At 63.8% G+C, this 21,119-nt stretch carries 21 protein-coding genes; 16 read left to right on the top strand and 5 right to left on the bottom strand.

What is annotated here, in order from left to right:
- The first annotated feature begins 64 nt into the window (after nucleotides 1-64).
- Nucleotides 65-997: a proline dehydrogenase family protein gene (locus LMT64_RS08575; RefSeq protein WP_126351052.1), complete on the top strand. Its 933-nt coding sequence runs from the start codon at nucleotides 65-67 to the stop codon at nucleotides 995-997.
- Between the two features lie 281 nt (nucleotides 998-1,278).
- Here LMT64_RS08575 and LMT64_RS08580 read toward each other — a convergent pair whose 3' ends face one another.
- From LMT64_RS08580 to LMT64_RS08590, 3 genes are all read right to left on the bottom strand, one after another.
- Entirely contained in the window at nucleotides 1,279-3,786 is a 2,508-nt protein-coding gene (locus LMT64_RS08580) for a S8 family peptidase (protein WP_126351051.1), read from the bottom strand.
- A gap of 78 nt (nucleotides 3,787-3,864) precedes the next feature.
- Nucleotides 3,865-4,776: a P1 family peptidase gene (locus tag LMT64_RS08585; RefSeq protein ID WP_407647848.1), complete on the bottom strand. Its 912-nt coding sequence runs from the start codon at nucleotides 4,774-4,776 to the stop codon at nucleotides 3,865-3,867.
- Nucleotide 4,777: 1 nt separating this feature from the next.
- Complete coding sequence (locus LMT64_RS08590; RefSeq protein WP_126351050.1) at nucleotides 4,778-5,446, bottom strand: response regulator transcription factor; 669 nt, start codon at nucleotides 5,444-5,446, stop codon at nucleotides 4,778-4,780.
- Nucleotides 5,447-5,747: 301 nt separating this feature from the next.
- Between LMT64_RS08590 and LMT64_RS08595 the strand changes: the two genes are divergently transcribed.
- The 6 genes from LMT64_RS08595 (at nucleotide 5,748) to trmH (ending at nucleotide 10,619) form a co-directional block, all read left to right on the top strand.
- Nucleotides 5,748-6,689, top strand: coding sequence for an alpha/beta fold hydrolase (locus LMT64_RS08595; RefSeq protein WP_229253162.1), 942 nt, complete (start codon nucleotides 5,748-5,750; stop codon nucleotides 6,687-6,689).
- A gap of 60 nt (nucleotides 6,690-6,749) precedes the next feature.
- Entirely contained in the window at nucleotides 6,750-7,052 is a 303-nt protein-coding gene (locus LMT64_RS08600) for a hypothetical protein (RefSeq protein ID WP_126351048.1), read from the top strand.
- A gap of 234 nt (nucleotides 7,053-7,286) precedes the next feature.
- Nucleotides 7,287-8,024, top strand: a complete 738-nt coding sequence (locus LMT64_RS08605) for a YebC/PmpR family DNA-binding transcriptional regulator (protein ID WP_126351047.1) — start codon at nucleotides 7,287-7,289, stop codon at nucleotides 8,022-8,024.
- Between the two features lie 9 nt (nucleotides 8,025-8,033).
- On the top strand, nucleotides 8,034-8,696 hold the full coding sequence (locus LMT64_RS08610) for a trimeric intracellular cation channel family protein (protein WP_126351046.1): 663 nt from the start codon (nucleotides 8,034-8,036) through the stop codon (nucleotides 8,694-8,696).
- Between the two features lie 166 nt (nucleotides 8,697-8,862).
- Nucleotides 8,863-9,900, top strand: coding sequence for a DUF4349 domain-containing protein (locus tag LMT64_RS08615; protein ID WP_126351045.1), 1,038 nt, complete (start codon nucleotides 8,863-8,865; stop codon nucleotides 9,898-9,900).
- A 29-nt stretch (nucleotides 9,901-9,929) separates the two neighbouring features.
- Nucleotides 9,930-10,619 (top strand): tRNA (guanosine(18)-2'-O)-methyltransferase TrmH, encoded by a 690-nt coding sequence (gene trmH, locus LMT64_RS08620; protein ID WP_126351044.1) that lies wholly within the window; start codon nucleotides 9,930-9,932, stop codon nucleotides 10,617-10,619.
- Nucleotides 10,620-10,668: 49 nt separating this feature from the next.
- Here the strand turns inward: trmH and LMT64_RS08625 are convergent, their stop codons facing one another.
- Nucleotides 10,669-11,898: a 2,3-bisphosphoglycerate-independent phosphoglycerate mutase gene (locus tag LMT64_RS08625; protein WP_126351043.1), complete on the bottom strand. Its 1,230-nt coding sequence runs from the start codon at nucleotides 11,896-11,898 to the stop codon at nucleotides 10,669-10,671.
- Nucleotides 11,899-12,002: 104 nt separating this feature from the next.
- Between LMT64_RS08625 and cdaA the strand changes: the two genes are divergently transcribed.
- The 7 genes from cdaA (at nucleotide 12,003) to LMT64_RS08660 (ending at nucleotide 18,890) form a co-directional block, all read left to right on the top strand.
- On the top strand, nucleotides 12,003-13,031 hold the full coding sequence (gene cdaA / locus LMT64_RS08630; protein WP_229253163.1) for a diadenylate cyclase CdaA: 1,029 nt from the start codon (nucleotides 12,003-12,005) through the stop codon (nucleotides 13,029-13,031).
- Nucleotides 13,028-14,059 carry a CdaR family protein gene (locus tag LMT64_RS08635; RefSeq protein WP_126351042.1) on the top strand — a complete coding sequence of 344 codons (1,032 nt, stop codon included), beginning with the start codon at nucleotides 13,028-13,030 and terminating at the stop codon, nucleotides 14,057-14,059. Before cdaA ends, LMT64_RS08635 begins: the two co-directional genes overlap by 4 nt.
- 203 nt (nucleotides 14,060-14,262) lie before the next feature.
- Nucleotides 14,263-14,958 carry a bis(5'-nucleosyl)-tetraphosphatase (symmetrical) YqeK gene (gene yqeK, locus LMT64_RS08640; protein ID WP_407647837.1) on the top strand — a complete coding sequence of 232 codons (696 nt, stop codon included), beginning with the start codon at nucleotides 14,263-14,265 and terminating at the stop codon, nucleotides 14,956-14,958.
- The gene (locus tag LMT64_RS08645; RefSeq protein ID WP_229253164.1) at nucleotides 14,955-16,481 is read left to right on the top strand and encodes an LCP family glycopolymer transferase; all 1,527 of its coding nucleotides are present in this window, start codon (nucleotides 14,955-14,957) and stop codon (nucleotides 16,479-16,481) included. Before yqeK ends, LMT64_RS08645 begins: the two co-directional genes overlap by 4 nt.
- A gap of 147 nt (nucleotides 16,482-16,628) precedes the next feature.
- The gene (rsfS, locus tag LMT64_RS08650; protein ID WP_126351040.1) at nucleotides 16,629-16,991 is read left to right on the top strand and encodes a ribosome silencing factor; all 363 of its coding nucleotides are present in this window, start codon (nucleotides 16,629-16,631) and stop codon (nucleotides 16,989-16,991) included.
- A 133-nt stretch (nucleotides 16,992-17,124) separates the two neighbouring features.
- Nucleotides 17,125-17,817 (top strand): winged helix-turn-helix domain-containing protein, encoded by a 693-nt coding sequence (locus LMT64_RS08655; RefSeq protein ID WP_126351039.1) that lies wholly within the window; start codon nucleotides 17,125-17,127, stop codon nucleotides 17,815-17,817.
- Complete coding sequence (locus tag LMT64_RS08660) at nucleotides 17,814-18,890, top strand: sensor histidine kinase (RefSeq protein WP_126351038.1); 1,077 nt, start codon at nucleotides 17,814-17,816, stop codon at nucleotides 18,888-18,890. Before LMT64_RS08655 ends, LMT64_RS08660 begins: the two co-directional genes overlap by 4 nt.
- A gap of 107 nt (nucleotides 18,891-18,997) precedes the next feature.
- On the opposite strand, the gene LMT64_RS08665 is transcribed toward LMT64_RS08660, so the two are convergent.
- Nucleotides 18,998-19,396: a hypothetical protein gene (locus LMT64_RS08665; protein WP_126351037.1), complete on the bottom strand. Its 399-nt coding sequence runs from the start codon at nucleotides 19,394-19,396 to the stop codon at nucleotides 18,998-19,000.
- Between the two features lie 161 nt (nucleotides 19,397-19,557).
- Here LMT64_RS08665 and LMT64_RS08670 point away from each other — a divergent pair, with 161 nt between their 5' ends.
- Both LMT64_RS08670 and LMT64_RS08675 read left to right on the top strand, forming a co-directional pair.
- The gene (locus LMT64_RS08670; RefSeq protein ID WP_126351036.1) at nucleotides 19,558-20,319 is read left to right on the top strand and encodes a carbonic anhydrase; all 762 of its coding nucleotides are present in this window, start codon (nucleotides 19,558-19,560) and stop codon (nucleotides 20,317-20,319) included.
- Between the two features lie 65 nt (nucleotides 20,320-20,384).
- The gene (locus LMT64_RS08675) at nucleotides 20,385-21,092 is read left to right on the top strand and encodes an IclR family transcriptional regulator (RefSeq protein WP_126351035.1); all 708 of its coding nucleotides are present in this window, start codon (nucleotides 20,385-20,387) and stop codon (nucleotides 21,090-21,092) included.
- Nucleotides 21,093-21,119 lie beyond the last annotated feature (27 nt).

Below are 21,119 nucleotides of genomic sequence, written 5' to 3' on the forward strand. Positions count from 1 at the left end.
GCCGCAAATAGATATCCGCCCCATATCCAGCGGCTGGGCGCAGGGCCTACAATGCTGGGCGATTATGAGCCAATTCGATCAGCTGTACCGCCAGGTGGCCCTGAGTGTCGCCACCCATCCCGTCGTGGAAAAAGTCGTCAGCAAGCAGGGCTGGGCGCTGGCTCAGCGCTTCGTGTCGGGCGAGTCTGCCGAGGACGCCATTGAGGCCATCAAACGCCTGGAGCAGAGCGGCATCCTGGGCAACCTGGACCTGCTGGGCGAGTTCGTGACCACCCCCGAGCCTGCCAACCAAAACACCGAATTGATTTTGCAGGCCATGGACAAGGTTCACGCCGCCGGCCTGACCCCTTACAACTCCATCAAGTTGTCTTCTATCGGCCAGGGTCAGCAGATCGGCGGCCAAGACCTGGGTGACGTGAACGCCCGGCGTATCGTGGCGCGCGCCAAGCAGTACGGCGGCTTCGTGAACCTGGACATGGAAGACCATCCCCGCGTGGATGAAACGCTGCGGCTGTTTCGCGAGTTGGTGCAGGAATTTGGCAACCAGCATGTCGGCACGGTGCTGCAAGCCTACCTGCACCGCACCGAGGAAGACCGCCGCAGCCTGGACGATCTGAAGCCCAACCTGCGAATCGTCAAGGGTGCCTACCTGGAGCCTGAAAGCGTCGCCATGCAGGACAAGGCCGAAATTGACGCTGCTTACCGCCGCTTGGTGTACGAACACCTGCAAGCTGGCAACTACTGCAATGTGGCCACCCACGACCACAACATCATTTACGACGTGATGCACTTCGAACTGGCCCATGGCATTCCCAAGAGCCAGTTCGAGTTCCAGCTGCTGTACGGCATCCGCGAAGACCTTCAGCGTGAACTGGCTGCGCAGGGCTACACCGTCCGCTCGTACATTCCCTTCGGCAAAGAGTGGTACGGTTACTACTCACGCCGTATCGCCGAACGCCCCAAGAATGTACTGTTTGTGTTGCGTGGCCTGATCTGATCCCGCCAACATCCTAAGAAAAAGGTCCCTTATCTGGGGCCTCTTTGCTGTTGAACTGTCCCGTTTAGCCCTGTGCCACACCTTTACTGACTCCACGCAGGGCTTTTTTCATCGGCATGGGTCTGGGCAAGCACGGCCAGATCGGCCAAGCTGACGGCCCCTTCCACTTTGCCGCCCTCAGCCATGGCCAGGCGGCGCAGCTGCCGGTCGGCCCCTAAAGAACCCTCAGTTCTCCTGAGGTGATGCCAAGAGAACTGAGGGCCGTGATTGACAGACCAGGCTTAGCGCATCAGCCAGCTGAACAGCTGCGCGGTCAGGGTATTGCGTGCCTGTGGGGTCAGACCTTCCAGGCCAAAGCCCAGATTTGCTGACTTATAGGTTCCTGCATCAAATAAAACGATGGAACCCGTTTCCGTGGACTGTGCGGTGATCTGCGGCGCGGCCCGGCCTGCGGCGCGGCGCGGGTTCGGGTCGGCAGGCAGGCTCTGGGCGCTGATCTGCGTGGTCCAGTTCCCGGCCACCACGGCGCCGCGGGTGGCGGCCAGCACATCCGGGTACAGTTGGTTGGCTGCACTGCCGCTGGCGTTCAGGCTGTAGTTCGTCACGCCCAGCGGCGCAGCGGTCCTGAAGACAGATGTGCCACTCGAATCCTGTACAAAGCGGCTGCCCAGATAAGTGTCGTAGAAAGTCGTCTTGCCCACGTCATAACCGATATCCTGCCCAGTCAGGAGCACCCGGCCACCGCCCTGCATATAGGCCATCAGGTTCTGGATATCCTGGCTGGTCAGCGTATTGGTGTAAGCATCACCCGTGGCCCAAAGTACGATGTCGGCTTTGCGCATCTCGCTCAGGGGCACTGACCCACGCCGGGTATCCCAGACGTACGCTCCACCTGTGACGGCATTGGCCTTGACCGCATCGCGCAGGTAGGTGGTGACATCCTTAGCGCTGCCGCCGTCATCGTCCACCAGCAGCACGCGGGGCTTGGTGGTCGGCGCAGGAGCTGGCGTGGGTTGAGGCGCAGGAGCGGGAGCGGGTGCTGGCGCTGGTTGAGACACAGGGTTCTTGATAAAGCAGGCCTTACGCACACCAGGTGCGGGATTGGTCCCCCATTCGGTCACCGTGCACAGGAAGCTGTCTTCGGTGCTGGTTCCAGTCACAAATTTGCCATTGGCTCCGAAAGCCACTTCCCGCTGGGTAGCTCCCGTACAACGGCTGTTTTCCCAACCACAGAACGTGAAGCCGGCTGGACCTGTGGGATTGGCCGGAGTGGGGGATGGCGTTGGCACCGGGGGAGGCGTGGGTACAGGCGCCGGTGCTGGGGTGGGCGTAGGGGTCGGAGCAGGTGCGGGTACAGGCGCTGGAGCTGGCGTGGGCGTAGGGGTCGGAGTTGGCGCGGGGGTGGGGGTGGGCGTGGGAGCTGGGGTTGGAGCAGGCGCGGGAGTCGGCTGGTTCAAGTTCACACCCAGCTTGGTCATGGCGGCGGGCAGATTGATCAGACCGTGGCCCACGTTGTTGTTCTTGGTCGCTCCGCCACTGGCCGTGGTATACAGCGCATCCTTGATGGCTGGGACGGTGCTGCCAGGCCGCGCCTGAAGCATCAGCGCGGTTGCCCCAGCCACCAGTGGGCTGGCCTGGGAAGACCCACTCAGGGCGGCGTACCCACCACCCGGCACCGAGCTGGTCAGGGCCACACCCGGCGCAGCGATGTCCGGCTTGGTCACGGTGACGTTCTGGCCGCCGATATTCCAAATGGCTGGACCACGGCTGCTGAAGGTCGCCACCTGGCCGTTGCTGTCCACCGCGCCTACACCGATCGCTTCGGGGATGTTGCCGGGGCTCCCCGTCGTGCCCGCTGAGGGACCGTAGTTGCCGATGGCAAAGACTGGCACGACTCCTGCGCTCAGCATGTTCTGAACCGGAACCATGAATTCACTGAAGGTTCCTGGCACGCCAAGGCTCATGTTCACGATCTGGGCACCGTCATTGGTAGTAGGTTTGCCATCAGGGTCTATGACGTACTGCATCCCAGCAATCACCTGGGCAAAGGTCCCGGAGTTGTTCGGCAAGACCAGCGCACTAATCACTTTGGCATCGGGGGCCACACCCACCGATTTGCCCACCATCAGGCCAGCAGTGTGGGTGCCGTGGTTGGTGGTGTCGCGAGTCTGCGCACCGCTCACACGGTTGCCTTCAGCATCGAACTCGGCAAAAGCGGCCACTTTACCGCTCAGCTCAGGGTGGCTGGCGTCAATGCCGCTGTCCAGGTGTCCAATGCGAATTCCACTGCCCCTGAACCCTGCGGCCCAGGCCGGAAGTACACCGATCTGCTGGAGATGCGCTGGAGTGGCAGCCGGGACAGACGCCGTGCTCTGAGCCACCGTGCGCGGCACCTCGACTTGGAAGTTCTCGAAGACCTCTTTGACATTGGGCATGGAGGCCAGTGCCAAGGCCTGACGGGGCGTCAGCGGCAGATACACACTCTGGTCCAACCACAGTTCGGTGGCTTCACCCTCGCGCAGCGCTTCGTTGATCACACGGGCTGAGGGGCCTAAACCATTGATGGCCCGCGCCAGCTGAGAGCGCAACTGCCCCAGGTTCTGCTTCCCCTGGGCATTGTTGGCGAACTGAAAACGCACAATCACACCGACAGGTTCTTGCTCACCCGCCTGGAGTTTCTTCTGGAGGCCGGGAGACAGCTTGAAGGTCTGGGCGTCTGCCTGAGTGGCCAGGCCCAGCCCCAGAGCTGCCGTCAGGCTCAGGACCCATGCACCGATTCGGTTCTTCATGTCCCGCAGCCTAGCGGGCCAGTCTGTCGTCCCGCTGACCCTCAGGTGAGGAAGTCTTCAGAGATGATCAGGCTGCCGTCAGTCTGCGCTGGGGGTGTTCTGCGAAGCCTGCACCGCCTGGCGCACCGCCGCACACACCCCCTGCTGGGTCAGATCGCTCAGGCGTAGCGGGTCGGCGGGCGGCAGGGCTGCGCTGCTCAGCGCAAAAGCACTGTCACCATCCCATCCGGTATGGCTAGGGGCAATGACACGGGCCAGTGCAGCGCAAGCAGCGTCGGCCAGCCGCCGACATTCGGCCTTGGTCAGCGTATGCTCGGTGGCCACCGCCAGCAGGGTGGTGTTCTGCACCGCGCTGCCCGGCATGCCGCCGACCGGTTCAGCACCTGCTGCCTGACCCATAGGTTGCCCAGATTCATCCAGCACGTCGCCTACTGGGTTCACTACGGCCAGCACTGCCACCCCTACGCCGCCATCTTCGAGGTAAACACTGCCCAGACCGCCAGGGTGGGTCCCGGCTGGTCCACGCCATTTGCTGATGGTGGCCCCGGTCCCGGCACCGACTGCCCCGCAAGGCACCGGATCAGCGCTGGCGGCCAAGAGCGCCTGCCTTCCAGACTCGGCATCTGGTCGGGCCTGTGGATCCCCACTGCCCAGGTCATAAATCACTGCCGCCGGGACAATCGGCACCCGCGCAAAGGGGGTTTCTACCCCTATGCCACGCGCAGAAAGCTCCTGCATCACCCCGTCGGCAGCTGCCAGGCCAAAAGCACTGCCCCCGGTCAGCAGCAAGGCGTGGACCCGCTCCACGGCTTTTTCAGGGGACAGTAAGACGCCTTCACGCGTGCCGGGGCTGGAGCCCAGAAAGCTGGCGGATGCCACCGCTCCCTGCGGTGGGCAAAGAATCACGGTGCAGCCGGTGCGGCCCACCGAGTCGGTCCAGTGCCCGACCTGAAAGCTGGGCAGGGCCGTCAGGGTGCGGTTCACGGGCAGCTCAGGGAGTCTTGAGGGCGTAGCCGATGCCACGCACGGTGCGGATCAGGCCGTAGCCATCCAGGTCACGCAGCTTGGAACGCATGTTGGCCATGTGGACGTCCACCACGTTGGAGTTGCTGGGCAGGTCGCCACTCCAGACCTCGCGCTCGATCTCGGCGCGGGAATACACCCGGCCCGGCTGCCGCGCCAGAAAGGTCAGCAGGTCAAATTCACGCGGAGAGAGCCGGACTTCCTGACCCTTGAAGTAGCACAGGCGCTTTTGGGGATGAATTTCCAGCTCGCCCACCGTAATCACGTCGCCATGCTGCTGATGACGCAGCTGCACCTTGATGCGGGCCACCAGCTCCTCTGGGTAAAAGGGCTTGGTCATGTAATCATCTGCCCCCGCTTCCAGCAAGGCCACTTTGCGGTCCAGGGCGTCCATCGCCGTGAGGATGATGATCGGCATGGAGCTGCTTTTGCGTAGACGGCGGGTCACCTCGGCACCGTCCAGGTCAGGAAGGCCCAGATCCAGCACCACCAGATCAGGGTGCTCCTCGCGGGCCATGGTAAGTCCACTGATGCCGTCCGAGGCCGTCAGGGCTTCAAAGCCCGCCTGCTCCAGTTCGTACTGAACCACCCGGCTGATGTCCGGGTTGTCCTCAATTACTAAAATTCGCTGCTCCATGTCGTGCGCTCCTTCGCCAGATGAGGTTCCTAAACCCGAAGGTCACGCCAAGTGGCCTGGAGGCCGATGCTGCCGCGATGCCCAGAGGATTTACCGCACCCGTTCACGAAAATGTGAAATAAGTCTAACTTGCTCTGCTGAAGTGTAAGCCATACGGCGTTTAACCGTCCTTAATACTTTACTGGTTCTTAATGTGCGTAAACCGTCAGGTTTTGGAGGCAGTTCTGACCTGTGATGCACCGCAGATCACGTCCGCCGCAGTCCATAGGAGCAGCCCGGCCTTCTGCTTTAGACTGCCCCAATGACTGACGACCGGCCGCAGGAACCCAGCTTCTGGGAAGATGAAGCCCAGGGCCAGACCGCTGTCCTCAACGGTGCTGAACTGTACTACGAGTGGCAGCCGGGTGAAGGGACGCAGCTGCCCCTGGTCTTTTTGCATGAGGGCTACGGCTACCAGAGTGCGTCGTTCCGGGAGCTGTTTGGCGACAAGCTGAAGGAATGGAGTGGTGGGTCGCTGCTGCTGGACCAGCGTGGCAGCGGGCGCAGCGCCCCGTTAGAAGACACCGAGCAGGGCGATGAACTGGACCTGAACCTGCTGGTGGATGATCTGGAGGCTTTGCGGGAGCATCTGGACATCGAACAGATCATCCCGCTGGGGCACGGCTTCGGGGCGCTGGTGGCGCTGGAATACGCCCGGCGCTTCCCGCAGCACACCAAGCGGGTGGTCGCGGTGAATCCCTGGCTGCACTTTCCAGGGCTGGCGCTCACGCTGCTGGCCGAAGCCAGTGCCCTCAAGGGACAGGAGCTGCAAGACCCTGCCGACGACGTGCGTGAACAGACCCCCGAGGGGGCCTATCCGGCAGTGGGCAGTGCACGTATTCAGGCCGCCTTTGAGCTACTCAATGCCCGCGACTTGCTGAATACCCTGCAGTTCGTTAGCCCCCAGAGCCGGATGCAGCTAGAATTCATCGACGCCGAGCAGGCTCTGCCCAGCCGCGCCGAAGTCGGTGAAGCGCTGGTCTATCAGGGCATGTGGGAGTTTGAATACCCGGCCTTTCTGGAAGAGATTCGCCGCCCGGTCTCCGTGATTGCTGGGGTGCATGACCGTACCAGCTACCCGGAGCAGACCGACTGGCTCGTTGACCTGGGCGGCGCCGAACTGACCGTGCTGGACGCCGGGCACTACCCCTGGCTGGACGATGAGGAAGCCTTTGCTGAAGCCCTTTGGGACGCCCTGCGCTGAACAGGCAAGCCGCAGAGACCCTGGCACTTTAGGTAAGGCAGCGGCGCTATGATGCTGCACATGACCGACTCCAAGCGCAGCCCGGCTGACCGTGAAGCGGCCGAACTTCCCACCGAGCAAGGGGGCCTGCCCGGCGAGTACACCCCTCAGGTCGGCCAACCAATCCAGCATGGCCGCGAACAGTCTGGGGCGGAGAATGACGGCGAGCTGCTGATCAGCGGTGTCAATACCGGCCCTGACCGTGCAGAACGTAACACGCTCAGCCCCACTGAGGAGCGCGCTCGCCTGAGCATCCGTGCCGAGCAGGAAGAGGACGAACCTGCAGACGCCGATGCTGCGACTGGCCTGGACCGGGGCGACTAAGTCCCAGCCTGACTCAACGCTACGCCAAGAACGGGAATCCTCTAGCTCGGATTCCTGTTCTTTTTGAGCTTCTCTCCCCTAGCGGCTAGGAATTCAGCAGATATCCCGAGCGCCGCAGGCCGCGTTACAATAGGCCCCGTCCCGCACCGGGCCGCTCTGACTTGCCTGGTGCGCTGTATTGAGTGCCGATCACTGGCAAATGCCCGCACGACAACGCGGAGAGGAGAAACAAGAGTGGCTGGTCATAACAAATGGTCTCAGATCAAACGGAAAAAAGGTGCCAACGACAAGAAGCGCAGCGCCATCATCTCTAAGCACCTACGGGCCATTACGGCAGCGGTCCGCTCGGGCGGCAGCGAAGATCCCAGCGGCAACCTGGCCCTGAAAAATGCCATCGCCGCAGCCAAGACCGACACGGTGCCGGTGGACAACATCAATAACGCCATCAAGCGGGCCGCAGGCGGCAGCGACTCCGGGCAGGACTTCAAGGAAGTGACCTACGAAGGCTACGGCCCCGGCGGCACGGCCATTTTCATTGAGGCGCTGACCGACAACGTGAACCGCACGGTGGCCGATGTGCGCGCCGTGTTCAATAAGCGCGGCGGGTCCCTGGGCAACAGCGGCAGCGTGGCCTGGCAGTTCGAGAAAAAAGGCGTGATCCTGCTGCCCGACGCCTCCGAGCAGGCGCAGGAAGCGGCCATTGAACACGGCGCTGAGGACATCCAGATCTCCGACGATGGCCTAGAAATCACGACTGACCCGACCGAGTTGTACGCGGTGCAAGACGGTCTGGCCTCGGCGGGCTTTACCACCGAGAATGCTTCGCTGAGCCGGATTCCCAGCAACACGGTCGCCGTGAACGCCGAGGACGCGGCCAAGCTGCTGCGGATCGTGGACGCCCTGGAAGAACTGGATGACGTGCAAAACGTGTTTACCAACGCCGATTTGCCCGAAGACCTGATTCTCGACTGACCGCGGGCCATGACCGACCTGACCGCCCTGGCTGAACTTCCGGTGCAGCAGCTGCAATCTGGCATCCGGCTGTTTGATCTGCTGGGTACGCTGGCCTTTGCGATGTCGGGGGCGCTGCTGGCAGTCCGCAAGCGCTTTGACCTGTTCGGGGTGATGGTGTTGGGTTCGGTAACAGCCGTGGGCGGCGGGGCCATCCGCGATACCCTGATCGGGCAGACGCCGCCCATTTTCCTGCGCGACGAGTTGTATGTCTGGATCGCCCTGATTGGCAGTTTGCTGGCCTTCGCCTTTGGGGAGCGGCTGGCCCGCTTCGAGCGCACCATCAATTTTTTTGATTCCTTTGGGCTGGCCGTATTCGCGTCTTCCGGGGCGCTGGGGGCGTTGGCCCTGGGCCTGGGTCCGCTGGGTGTGACCTTTGCGGGGATGCTGAGCGGTGTGGGCGGCGGGATCGTCCGCGACCTGATTGCCAACGAAGTACCCGAAGTGATGTACCGCCGCGATCAGCTCTACGCCACCGCTGCAGCACTGGGCGCGGCGGCAGTTTATCTGGCCGTGCCCCACCTGGGCGTGCTGGGTGGGCAATTGGTCGGTGTGGTCACAGTGCTGGCCCTGCGGGTGATTTCGCGGCAAGGTTGGGTGCATCTGCCGGTGCGCCGACTGCCGGACGAGTAAACAGTCCTATTTGCCAGCTCCAGCTCATCACAGCCGGGCTGGGGCTTTCTCATTGCTTTAACCCATCCCCTTAAACTGTGGCCATCTCAGCAGCCAGCGTGGTTTTGATAGATCATCGGAGCTTTTCATTCTTAGAAGCGCCGTCCTGTTCCTTTTGGAGAAAAACATGCCAGTAACCCTCCTTCCCCAACGCAGGGCCGCACTGCTCCTCACGGCCCTGCTGGCGGCCTGCGGGCCGCAGTCCGGCAATGATTCGTCCACAGTGACCACCACCGAGACGGCCAGCGCCGATATGGCCGATGCCACCAGCGAAGCCGCGACCACCGATGCCACCAGCGTTCCGGCCCCAGCAGTGTCCACGACCACTCCGGCCCCTACCACACCGACCCTGGGCAGCCAGATCACCCGGCAGAGCAGCGGCGAGCGCTCTTTGTTGGTCGAGGCGAGCGCCGATTTTGAGGTCGCGGACGTGGTGCAGGCCGCCGATACGATCGAAGGGCTGGCCCGCCGCGCCGGGGGCTTCGTGACCAGCAGCATTGTCAACAGCCACGACGAGGGGCAGGCCCAGTACCCGCTGGCGGACGGTCAGCGGCTCAGTGTCATCAGCTACACCCGCCGCGCCGAGGTGAAGGGGCGCGTGCCCCGGGCGCGGCTCACCGAGTTTCTGGCGCAGGTACAGACTGAAATCGGGCATCTACGCAGCCGCACCGTGACCGCTCAGGATGTGACCTTCGACCTGGAAAGGGCCAGGCTGGAGCAGGAGATCGGCGCCCTGAAGGCCGGAAAAATCAGTGAACAGGTGCTGGACCCGCAGGGCGCGGCGGTGCAGGCCGGGAACCTCGGCGCCATTGAGCGGGAGGCGCTGGCCCAGCGCGAGGCGGCCTACGCCGACTTGCAGGGCCGCGAACTGCAAGACCGGGTGGACTACAGCCTGGTGCGCCTGACTTTTGACCAGCCAGCGCTGACCCGCGAGGAGCGCCGCCCCGACCCCGCCGCGCAGGCCGCCGCCCACACGCCGCCTTCTGGCGAGCGCCTGGCCGCCAGCCTGCGAACCGGCTGGCGTTCCCTGGAAGCCTTTGTGCTGGCCGCCGCCTCGGCGTGGCCGTTGCTGCTGGGGCTGGGGCTGATCGCCGCGCTGTGGCAGCAGGTGAACCGCCGCCGTCCAGTCAAGTCAGCTGAGCAAGTACCGCCCCGGCAGGACTAAAGGGCAACGGCCCCGTATGCTGGAGCGCGATGACGCCCGAACGCTACGCCAAAATCCTGCGGGTGCTACGCCTGCGCCAGCCCACCCTCAGCGTCCTGATGGACGAGGTCAATAAGCCCCATAACCTCAGCGCCATTCTGCGCACCTGCGACGCGGTAGGGGCCATGACCGCCCACGCCGTGCCACCCCAAACCCTCAGCCTGGGATCATTTCGCTCGCGCATGTTCGAGGCCAGCTCGGGCAGTGCCCATAAGTGGGTCACGGTGCAGGAACATCCCAGCGCTCTGGACGCCATCCGCGAGCTCCAGGGCCAGGGCGTGCAGGTGCTGGCCACCCACCTCTCGCAGCGCAGCGTGGACTACCGCGAGCCCGACTACACCCGCCCCACTTGTGTGCTGCTGGGCGCCGAGAAATTCGGCGTGAGCGACGCGGCCGCCGAGGCTGCCGACGCCAATATCATCATTCCCATGATGGGTATGGTGCAGAGCCTGAACGTGTCGGTGGCCGCCGCCACCATCCTGCTCGAGGCCCAGCGCCAGCGCCTGGAAGCCGGCATGTACGCGGCTCCACAGCTGAGCGACGCCGAGCTGAAGCGCACCGCCTTCCGCTGGGCTTACCCCGACCTGGCCGAGAAGTACGACGAGCAGGGCGCGGCGTACCCAGAGCTGGACGAGGAAGGGCAGATCGTGGGAAAAGACTTGCTCCCGCGAACAGAGTGAGTATCAACGCTCTAGCGCCTTGATAGAGCATTCTGCCAACCAGCAGCGCTTAGGCGCCGTACTTTTCCAGCTTCAGCGCATTGGCCATCAGGAGCGGCATCAGTGCGGTCCCGGGGCGTAGGCCCAGACTGCCGCGTTGACCTTCGGTTTCGGTAAAGCGCGCAGCCAGGTCGCTGCGGCCATGCCCCCCATGAATCAGCACTGGGACCGGATGCCAGGAGTGGCTGGCGAGCTTCGACGGCGTAGAGTGATCCCCCACGATACACAGTACATCCGGATTCAGGGCCAGGATTTCGGGCAGGATGGCATCGAAAGCCTCAATCTTCTTTACCTTGGCGTCAAAGTTGCCGTCCTCGCCAGTGCTGTCGGTCTTTTTGACGTGGAAGAAGAAAAAGTCGTAATCGTTCCAGCTCTGGCGCAGGGCGTCCAGCTTGCCTTCGGGGGCGTCTTCCACGCTGTCCACGTCCAGCACGCTCATGCCGACCAGACTGGCCAACCCTTTGTACATCGGATAGCCCGCGATACAAGCCGCACTCAGCTTGTAGACATCCGAGAACTGCGGAAAATGTGGCACGTCGCTGTAGCCCCGGAACAGCACCCCGTTCACCTGGGGCTCGGCGCTCAGGGCGGCTTCGGCGCGCTGCACAAAGGCATTGACCAGGTTGGCGGTTTTCTGACTGGCCTCATCATTCGCCTGGGCGTCGCGCGGCGGCACGCCGGTCACCTGCGGGTCCACGTCGCTGATGTTGGCTCCTAGCGGCTCGGTCCCAGCCCGGAAGACCACCACGAAGCGGTGCTCGGACTCGGTGTAGATCTCCACCGGAGTGTTGTCAATTTCAGGAATGGCGGCCTGCAACAATTCCACGATCTGCACGTTCTTCTCGGTGCTGGGACGGCCCGCCCGGCGGTCCAGCACCGTGCGTGCTTCGCCCAGCGTAGCGAAGTTCCCCCGCACGGCCACGTCACCCGCATTCAGCTTGACCCCGATGCCCACGGCGCTCAGTGCGCCGCGCCCTACCGTATAAATCAGTGGGTCATACCCAAAGAGGCTCAGGTGTCCAGGGCCGGAACCAGGGGTCAGGCCGGGGCCGACCAGTTCCAGCAGACCCAGCTGGCTGTGGGCAGCCAGGGCGTCCAGATTGGGCGTCTGCGCCGCTTCCAGTTCAGTGGGGCCGCCGGGCGTCATAGGAAGGCCGCCCACGCCGTCCAGCACCACCATGACGATCTTGCTGTCGGTCTTTTTGGAGAGGCCGCTGATCACCGGAATCAGGTCTGTCATGGCCCTACTGTACCCTGGCCAGCCTGCCTGGCAGATCAGCGCCATGTCTGGCGAGACTCTCCCAAAAGACGTCCGGTCTTCACACCTGTTCATGCTCTTTGCGTATGCTGGACCTAACTCACCGCACTGCACCGCCTCTGCCCCGGCGACCTGCCCACATCCGTCAGACCGAAAGGACCCGCGTTCCCTTGAACCTGCCCGACTTCGCACCGCTGCCACTTACCTTCTTGGACCTGGTAGATATCGCATTGGTGGCGTTTGTGCTGTATCAAGGCTACCGCTTGGTGGCAGGCACCCGCGCCGTGAACCTGGTGCGCGGCATCGCCGTTTTCGTGGTGGTGTGGTTCGTGGCCCGACTGCTGAACATGGTGGCCCTGAGCAGTCTGCTGGGACAGGTCGGCACCATCGGGATCTTTGCGCTGGTGGTACTTTTTCAGCCCGAATTGCGGGCCGCGTTGGAGCGGATCGGGCGACCCCGGCTGCGTGAAGACGACGGTGGCGGCGCAGCGCTGCAAGACATCTCACGGGCAGTCGAGCGCCTGGCCGAACGCAAAATCGGCGCACTGATCGCCATCGAACGCTCTACACCGCTGGGTGAGGTGGCCGCCAGTGGCGTAGAACTGGACGCCCGAGTCAGCGTGCCGTTTCTGGAAGCCCTGTTTGCCCGCAATGCCCCGCTGCACGACGGCGGCGTGGTGATCCGGGGCAGCCGGGTGGTGGCGGCTGGCTGCCTCTTCCCACTGCAGGCCAGCGACGGCACCTACCGCCGCTACGGCACCCGCCACCGCGCTGCCATTGGCCTCTCGGAAGTGACCGACGCGGTGGTGCTGGTGGTCAGCGAGGAACGCGGCTCTATGCGAATCGCGCTGGCCGGGCGTCTGGGACCGGACCTCAACACCACCGAGTTGCGTGAGCAACTGCGCGTGCTGGTCTATGACCGCGAGGTGCAGTCGCTCAGCCACTTTGGAGCCGAACTGGCCGATCCGGTGATCTCCGAACCGGACGGTACTGAACCCGTCATCTCAGAGCCTGCTACTCAGGCTGTCCCCTCCACCGATCCACTGGCCGCGCCGCCGCCGACAGGTGGCCGCCCCGAAGGGCTGCGCGGTCCAGACCGTCAGGAGCAGGTATGAGCGGGCCGCTGCGGGGCCAGGACCCCAACTCGCTGAGCCAAAGTGCCGAGGCCGTGCGCCGCTGGCTGGCCGATCAGTTCAGCGCCGGGCGGCTGACCCAGGATCTGGGGGCCAAGTTGCTGGCCTTTTTGGCCGCTGGACTCCTGTGGTTCTACGCTTCCGAAGACCGCCGCGCCATCATCGAGCAGAGCTACGACGTGCCGATCAGCGTGCGCGATGACACGACCCCCGCCGAGGGCGAAACGCGGGCCCACAGCGGTCTGACGCCGGGGACCATCAAGGTGACGCTGAGTGGGCGCCCAGGCCGCCTGCGTGAATTGACCGGGGACCGGATCGAGGCCATGATCGACATCACCGACCTTCCCGAAGGCAGCTTCAACGAGCCGATTACGGTCTTGCCTCCTGGTGACACCCAGCTGGTCAGCAGTACGCCGGACCGCGTGCAGGGCCTGATCGATACGGTCCAGACCCTGGAGTTACCGGTGACCGTCACGGTCTATGCACCTGGCAGCGCAGTCATGCCCAACTACCAGGCCAGCCCCGCGCAAGTGACGGTCAGTGGCCCCAGTCGGGTGGTAAATACTGTTGAGCAGATCATTCACCCCCCAGTGACGCTGGCACCGGGCGAAGAACAGACTGTCAGCTTGCTGGCGCTGGACGCTGAAGGTAAGCCGGTGGAGGGCCTGAACTTGCAGCCCGCCACCGTACAGCTGAGCCGGGTAGACAGCGGTGAATTGCCGGCCCAGCGCGTGGGGGTCGAACTGGCTCCGCCCCCCGCAGGGCTGCGAGTGGTATCTGCCGAGCTGTCACCCGCCGAAGTACGCCTGGTCGGCCCGACAGCAGCGCTGGAGGAACTTCGCCGCGTGGTTGGCGTAATTGACTACCGCGCTGGTGAATACCAGACCGAAGTGCAGCTGCTCACCCCGGCCGGAGTCGAGGCCCTGGACCGCGTGACGGCCACAGTCAGGATTGAAGCCGTTCCAGCCGCAACAGCTTCAGAAGCCGACGCCTCGCTGGACACGCCCTGAAGCTGGACACCGGCAAACGATCTAGACCACAGAACACACCCGGAACCTGCCCCTATAGTGAAAGCCATGTTGCGGCTAGAGGTCATTCGGAAACTGGGGGTTGCCCGCGCCCCCTCAGTGTCTCTTTGTGGACATCAGCTCAGTCCGTGCCGCAGGCCGCCTCAGCAGGCTGGCCGTTTTCCCTCTGCCGGACTGCACTCCTGATGTCTGAACTGTCCTTGCTGATCACGCATCCCGGAACCCAGCGGCCAGCGCCTTTGTGCTGCGACCTGAGTGAGCTGCCGCTGCCTCCCGCCTGCTCGGCCCACACCGGCACGCCGACCTGGATGACGACCAAGTGGCCGCACTGGACCCAGGAAGTGCGCTCACGTGTGACCCAGGAACGCTGGGAACATGTGGAGCGGGTGGCCTTGCTGGCCGCCCAGATCGCCTATGCCGCCGGACTGGATACTCGCCGGGCTTACGCCGCAGGCATCCTGCATGACCTGGCCCGCGACCTGGGAGACACGGCGCTGCTGGCACTGGCACCACCCGAGTGCGACCTGGACCGCCGCTGGCCGCTGGCGGTGCATGGCCGGGCCGCCCGGAACCTGCTGGAAAACCTGGGCTTTGCGGACGGTCAGGTGCTGGAAGCTGTGGAAGATCACGTCACCGGGCCGCGTCCTGGGCAGCTTCTGGCAGCCTGCGTCTACATCGCGGATGTCTCCGAACCGGGCCGGGGGGTCAACGCTCACATCCGCGAATTGGCCTTCAAAGATCTGAATGCGGCGCTAAGCCTGGCGATCGAATCCAAGGTGCAGTATCTCAGTGGGCGCGGTACCGAGGTTCATCCGCGCACGCTAGAGCTGTACGAGCACCTGCAGGGCTGCCGCCGGGCGGTGGGTGATTCCCAGACATGAAATGGAACCGCCAGCAGAAGCCAAGCACACCAACACGTGCTCCCGTCCCCGCAGACGCTCCCCGTACGCCAACTGAGCGCCGACGCTCCTGGCTGCGCAGCTTGCAGATCAGCGGGCTGACTCTGGGGGCGCTGTGTGGGGGTGGCGCCGCCCTGCTGACCCTCAGTGGCAGTGGCAGCGCAACTGACGAGGCCCAGCAGCGGCCTGAATTCACCTTTTTACTGGCAGGGCGTGACGTGGCCTACTGCGGCTACCATCTGCGCTGCGAGGACCAGACCCAGCGCGAGGGACTGTATCAGGAGATCAACACCGACACCCTGATGCTGGTGCGGGTCAGCGGCCCCAAGGTAGACGTGCTGAACATTCCCCGCGACACCAATGTGGGTGACTATGACCCCGAGCAGCCTGCCGCCAGTCAGAAGATCAACAGCCAGTACTGGCAGGGCGGCCCACAGGCATTGGTGCGCGGTGTGGAGCGCATTACCGGCAGCGCCGTGAATGCGTACGTGGTGTTGAACGAGGACTACGTGGCCGAGTTGATTGACGCGCTGGGCGGCCTGACCGTCACCGTGCCTCCGGAGGGCATTCAGTGGGTGGACAACGCCGCCGGAATCAATTTGGACCTGCCGCCCGGTGAACAGCATCTGGACGGGCGCACTGCGGCGCTGTACCTGCGGGTTCGCAAGGGCGTAGGCGACGACTGGGGCCGCATTGATCACCAGAAGCAGGCCTCCACACAATTGCTGAGCAAAGTTCGCTCACCGCAGGGTCTGCGCGCTGTACCGACGCTCTTGGGCGGGTTCGGGCAGAACATCGAAACCAATCTGGACCCGGACCGTCTGGCCGCGCTGCTGCCTTACCTCTCGCAACTGGATCTGGCCTTTTCCACATTGCCCACCCAGGATATTGAGGGCAGCTTCAACCTGGCCGCCGACCACCTGGCACTCAGCGAAGTGTGGAGCAATCCCATGCTGGACGGTGTGCGCCGCGAAGCGGAACGCCAGCAAACCGAAGAAGCCCGTGAGCAGGCCCTGGCCGAAGCCGACGGGCCAGCGACTGGCTGGGAAAGCGAAGGCTATCCTGCAACCGACGACCTGAACAGCGATGAGCTGGGGGAAGACACCACTGCGGCAGATCCCACCCGTCCCGCTGAGCTGCCGATTGTTATTCGTGACGGCTCCGGGGCGCTGCTGGGGCCGGCCCTGGCCCGCAGTCTGGAACGGGTCGGCTACCAGAACATCCGCCTGGAACTGCATGCCCCCAGCCCCATGAGTTCTCAGGTGCTGACCCAGACCGCTCCTGCCCCAGCCGGCGCACTGGCGCAGCTGCTGGGCCTGCCCCGTTTGCAAGGGCAGCGCTTCGGGCTGAAAGGTGGCGAGGTCGCCATCTGGCTGGGCACCGATGCCCCCGAGGAACTGGCCGCTCTGGTTCCGCTGCGGCGCATGAACGATGGCCGTGTCCTGGGACTAAACGAGCTGGAGACCCGGCTATATCTGCAGCTGGACGAAGGAGTGACGCCTTAAGACCCGCTTGGCCGCTCAGCGGAGCAGGCAGGTGAAGTAAGCAATTTCAAAAGTGGTCGCTGAGCACAATGACACTGAGCAACTGATATGGTCAGGCCACTCCCAGCCGTCCATTTCCATGTCTTCATACTCCAAAAGAGGAACCCTATGACCAAAACCAAATCCCAGGATCTACACCAGCTGCAAGCCCTTGTCGAAGCCGCCCTAGAGCGCCGCGCCGAAGATGTGCGGGTGCTGGATCTGACCGATGTCAGCACGTCGCTGGATTATTTTATCATCTGCACCGCCACCGCCGGGTTGCAGCTGAATGCCGTGCAACAGGCCATCCGTGACCGCGCTGAAGAGATCGGCCTGCCCGCGCCCAGTGTAGAAGGCCCCAGCGAACGCTGGCTGCTGCTGTCCTTCGGGGCGATCACCGTGCATATCATGACCAAAGAAGCCCGCGAGTATTACGACCTTGAGGGGCTATGGAGCGACGCCCGCGACATTGAATTTGATCTGCCAGCCTGAGCCTACTGAACTTGCCCTACTGTCCCCGCCCCTGAAAGGGGTACAGGGGGCAGTTTCTTTTGGCCGCTTCTCTGCAAAACTCCTGACAGTCGGCTGACGAAAAGAGCCAGGGTATGGGGCAGAATGTCAGGAGATGAACCATGTCGTCGTGATTGAAGATGAAGCTACAGTACGTGACGTGCTGCAGTTTCACCTGGAACGGGCTGGGCTGAAGGTCAGTGCCTACGGAACGGTGGCCGAAGCCGAAACTGGCCTGGCTGCGGCTGACGCGCTGGTACTGGACTGGATGCTCCCAGGGGAAAGTGGGTTGGGCCTGCTGCGCCGTCTGCGCTCGGACTCCGACCTGCGCCGCCTCCCCGTGCTGATGCTCACCGCCCGCGCCGCCGAAGCTGAGCGGGTCGAGGGCCTGGAAACCGGGGCCGACGACTACCTGACCAAACCCTTCGGGGCCGCCGAGCTGGTTGCCCGCGTGCGTGCGTTGCTACGCCGTAGCCAGCCTGAGCCGTTGCAACAGCTGAGCAATGGACCGCTTCATATCGACATGACCGCCGCAGATGCCCGGCTCGGGAATGCCCGTCTGAACCTGACCCGCCGTGAATTCGATCTGCTGGCCTTTCTGATGCAGAACGCCGGCCGGGTCTACTCGCGCACCGAATTGCTGGACCGGGTCTGGGGGGCAGACTTTCTGGGCGGTGAGCGCACGGTGGACCAGCACATCACGCAGCTGCGCTCGCACCTGGGCGACGCACCGGGCGCACCGACCTTCCTGGAAACGGTCCGTGGCAAGGGCTACCGTATGCGGGCCTGGACGCAGGAGGAAGCATGACTGCAGAGTTTGAACGCGGGGAAACCGCACCTCCGCGCCTGGAAGACCGCAGCTCAGGCCAGGGCAGTTCGGCCCCCGCCTGGCTGGACGCGCTGCCGCAGGCGGTGCTGCTGTACCGTCAGGAGCGGACCGAACTGGGCGAACAGCTGGTGGTGACTGGCCTGAACCGGGCGGCCAGCGAACTGTGGGGCATTCCCGAAAGCCGTGCAGTGGGGCGTCCCCTGCTGGAAGTGGTGCGCCGACATACCCTAGAAGCCCTGGCCGAGCGCGGCGGCGAACTGGAACTGGAAGCGGGTGGACGGGCGCTGCGCTGTGAAGCCCGCCTGGAAGGTCAGGGCGGCACCCTGATCCTGGAAGACCTGAGCGAACACCGCCGCCGTGAAGCCGAACTGCGGGAAGCCACCGCCGTACTGTCACATGAATTCCGCACCCCTGTGACAGCCATCCGGGGCGTGCTGGAAGCGCTGGAATATGACATGCCCCGCGAGTTGCAGCAGAACTTCGTGGCCCAGGGACTGCAGGAAACTGAGCGCCTGGCCCGGCTGGTCGAAGATCTGGCGGTGGGGTTCAGGCCTACGCGCGCACGCACACTGACGCTCTCGGAGGCCTTTGAACGCGCCGAGCGTTTGCTGGACACCGAATACGATCTGGGCCGCCCCACCAAGGGAGCCAAGCGCCAGGCCACCAAGCGGGGAGCTGCGCCGCGCCGCCGCGTGCAACTCGTGTTCGGTGAAGATCACCTGGTGCGCGCCGATCCTGACAAGCTCCTGCAAGTCCTGCTGAACCTGATCGAGAATGCGTTCAAATATGGTCCGGAAGGGGCACTGGTTGAAGTCGCCACCTCTGCACAGAACGCCTGGACCGAGGTGGCGGTGCTGGATCAGGGCGACCCCATCTCGGACACCGAGGGCCTCTTCCGGGCGCACACGCGGGGCCGCCACGTGAGCGGTCAGGGCAGTGGCATGGGCCTGTATATCGTCCGCAGCATCGTGCAGGGCTGGGGCGGTCAGGCCTGGGCCGAACGGCGCGGCGACCGTAACGCCTTTTGCTTTACCGTGCCGGGCGTGGGCTGAGGGATCAGGGTTGGTGGGTTCGCCGCTGACGCGGCTGACAGTGATGGAGCAAAAGCGGCCAGGAACCAGGATCTGGCGAAATGCTGCGTCCATCCACTCTCTAGTGCCTAATACGTCTTGGGCACCAGCCGCAGCGACTGGATTTCTTTGCCCACCGCCAAATTTCTGAGCGCCTCACCGTCGAGGTCACCGGCGCGGGCCAGGGCTTCGGCCTTGCGGCGGTCAATTGTCGCAGCTTCCAGGGCGGCAGCGTCTCCAAACACCTCGCGGAAGCGCTCCAGCGGATAATCTACCCGGCGTGAGATTTTTAGCTCGGCGCGGTACAGGTCCGTTTCGGCCCGCTCTCCGGCGGCCAAGGCAGCCTTGATGCGGCCCGCCAGGTCTTCTTTTTCGGTTTCCAGGCTCTGCACGGTGTCGCGCAGGGTGGCGTAGCGCTCCAGCAGCTGCTCCAATGTCATCTGCTCTGGGGCCAGTTCACCGTCTTCAGGGGTCCAGTCATGCGTCATGGTCTTAAGGTAATCCCGCAGGTGCGGGCAGACCATGAGAGGTTATCCAGAGCATGGAAAGAAGGCCTGAGTACGTCTACATCTCCCGCTCTGCCCGCATAAGTCCTCTGAACACGTGGCCATCTCCACAGGTTTTCCGGGGCAGCCTCTACTATGGGGTCATGTCTAAACCCGACTCCGGTCCAGAAGCGGCGCAGCTGCCCCAGATCCCCGAATCCCTGCTGAACTCCGCGCTGGAACGTCAGCTGCTCAGGGCGGTTCGCCGGGGCGCGTCCATGGAAGACATTGCCGAGCTGCGCCCCAACAAAGTGTCCAGCCCTAACGAGGCGCTGGGGGCCCTGGAAGACGGCAACGCCCGCTTTTTTTCGGGACAGGCACGGCGACCTGAAATGAGTGCCAACGAGCGCCGTGCCCAGATTATCGGGCAGACTCCTTTCGCGGCCATTTTGGCGTGCAGCGATAGCCGCGTACCCGTAGAGTTGGTGTTTGATCAGGGCCTGGGCGATCTGTTCGTGGTGCGAGTCGCAGGCAACGTGGTCGGGGAAACCGGGCTAGGGACGCTCGAATACGCCATCCGTCACCTCAAGGTGCATCTGGTGATGGTCATGGGCCACGAGGGCTGCGGCGCAGTGGGGGCCGCCATGTCCCCGCAGGCGGAAATTGATCAGGAGCCGGAACATCTGCGGCGGCTGATCTGCTCCATTCAGCCCAGCGTGGCGGACCTGCCCCTCATCCGTGACAAAAAAGCCCGGATGCGCGAAGCCGTGATCAGCAACGTGCGCCATCAGGTACAACGCCTGCGTGAACAGCCAGTGGTCCGTGAGGCCGAACAGAGCGGACGCATTCGCGTGGTAGGCGGGTTCTATGAGATCGGCTCTGGTGCGGTGGACTTTTTTACCGAAGAGGATGAGCTACGGCCCTGACAGAGCCAGCCGCCGGAGTCGGCGCAGACTATACACAGCCTGTGTCGTCCCTGTAAATTGGACACGTGCTCTCTCTTCAAAAAGCTGCCCGCATCCTGGGGGCCTTCAGCGCTGAGCAGCCTGAATGGGGCGTGCGCGCCCTGGCGGCCCAGTTGGATATGCCCCGCGCCACCGCACACGCTTACCTGTCGGGACTGTCGCAGGCTGGTCTGCTGCGCCGTACCCCTGCCGGGCGCTACCGCCTGTCGTGGCGCCTGGCCGAAATGGGTGCCCAGCTGAACACCTCGCTTCCCTGGTTTCTGGACGCCCGCCAGCTGATCACCCGACTGGCCCTCGAAACCCAATCGGTGGCATTTCTATCCCTGCTGGAAGACACTGAAGTGGTCTGCGCCATCCGTGAGCGCCACCCCGCCGCCGACATTGACATGCCGCTGGACATTTACCTTCCTGCCACGGCCACCGCCAGCGGCAAGGTGCTGTACGCCTTTTTGGGAATAGAGCCCCAGACCTACTCGGTCTGTACGTCATCTTCTATCTCCACACCGGACGAATGGGAAACCGAAGTGGCACGGGTGCGCCGTCAGGGCTACGCTTATTCCATTGAAGAATGGATTCCGGGACAGTGCACCCTGGCGATGCCCTATCGCTACAGTGGTCAGGTGGTCGCCGCCGTGGGGGTACAGATGACTGCCGAACGGTATCTGCGCGAAGAAGGCACCTTACGTGAACAGGCCAATGCGCTGATGGAACACGCCGACCCGCTCGGCGACTAAACCAGACTGCCCAGAGGCCAAGGTCCA

The organism is Deinococcus radiophilus, assembly GCF_020889625.1.
Lineage (GTDB): Bacteria > Deinococcota > Deinococci > Deinococcales > Deinococcaceae > Deinococcus > Deinococcus radiophilus.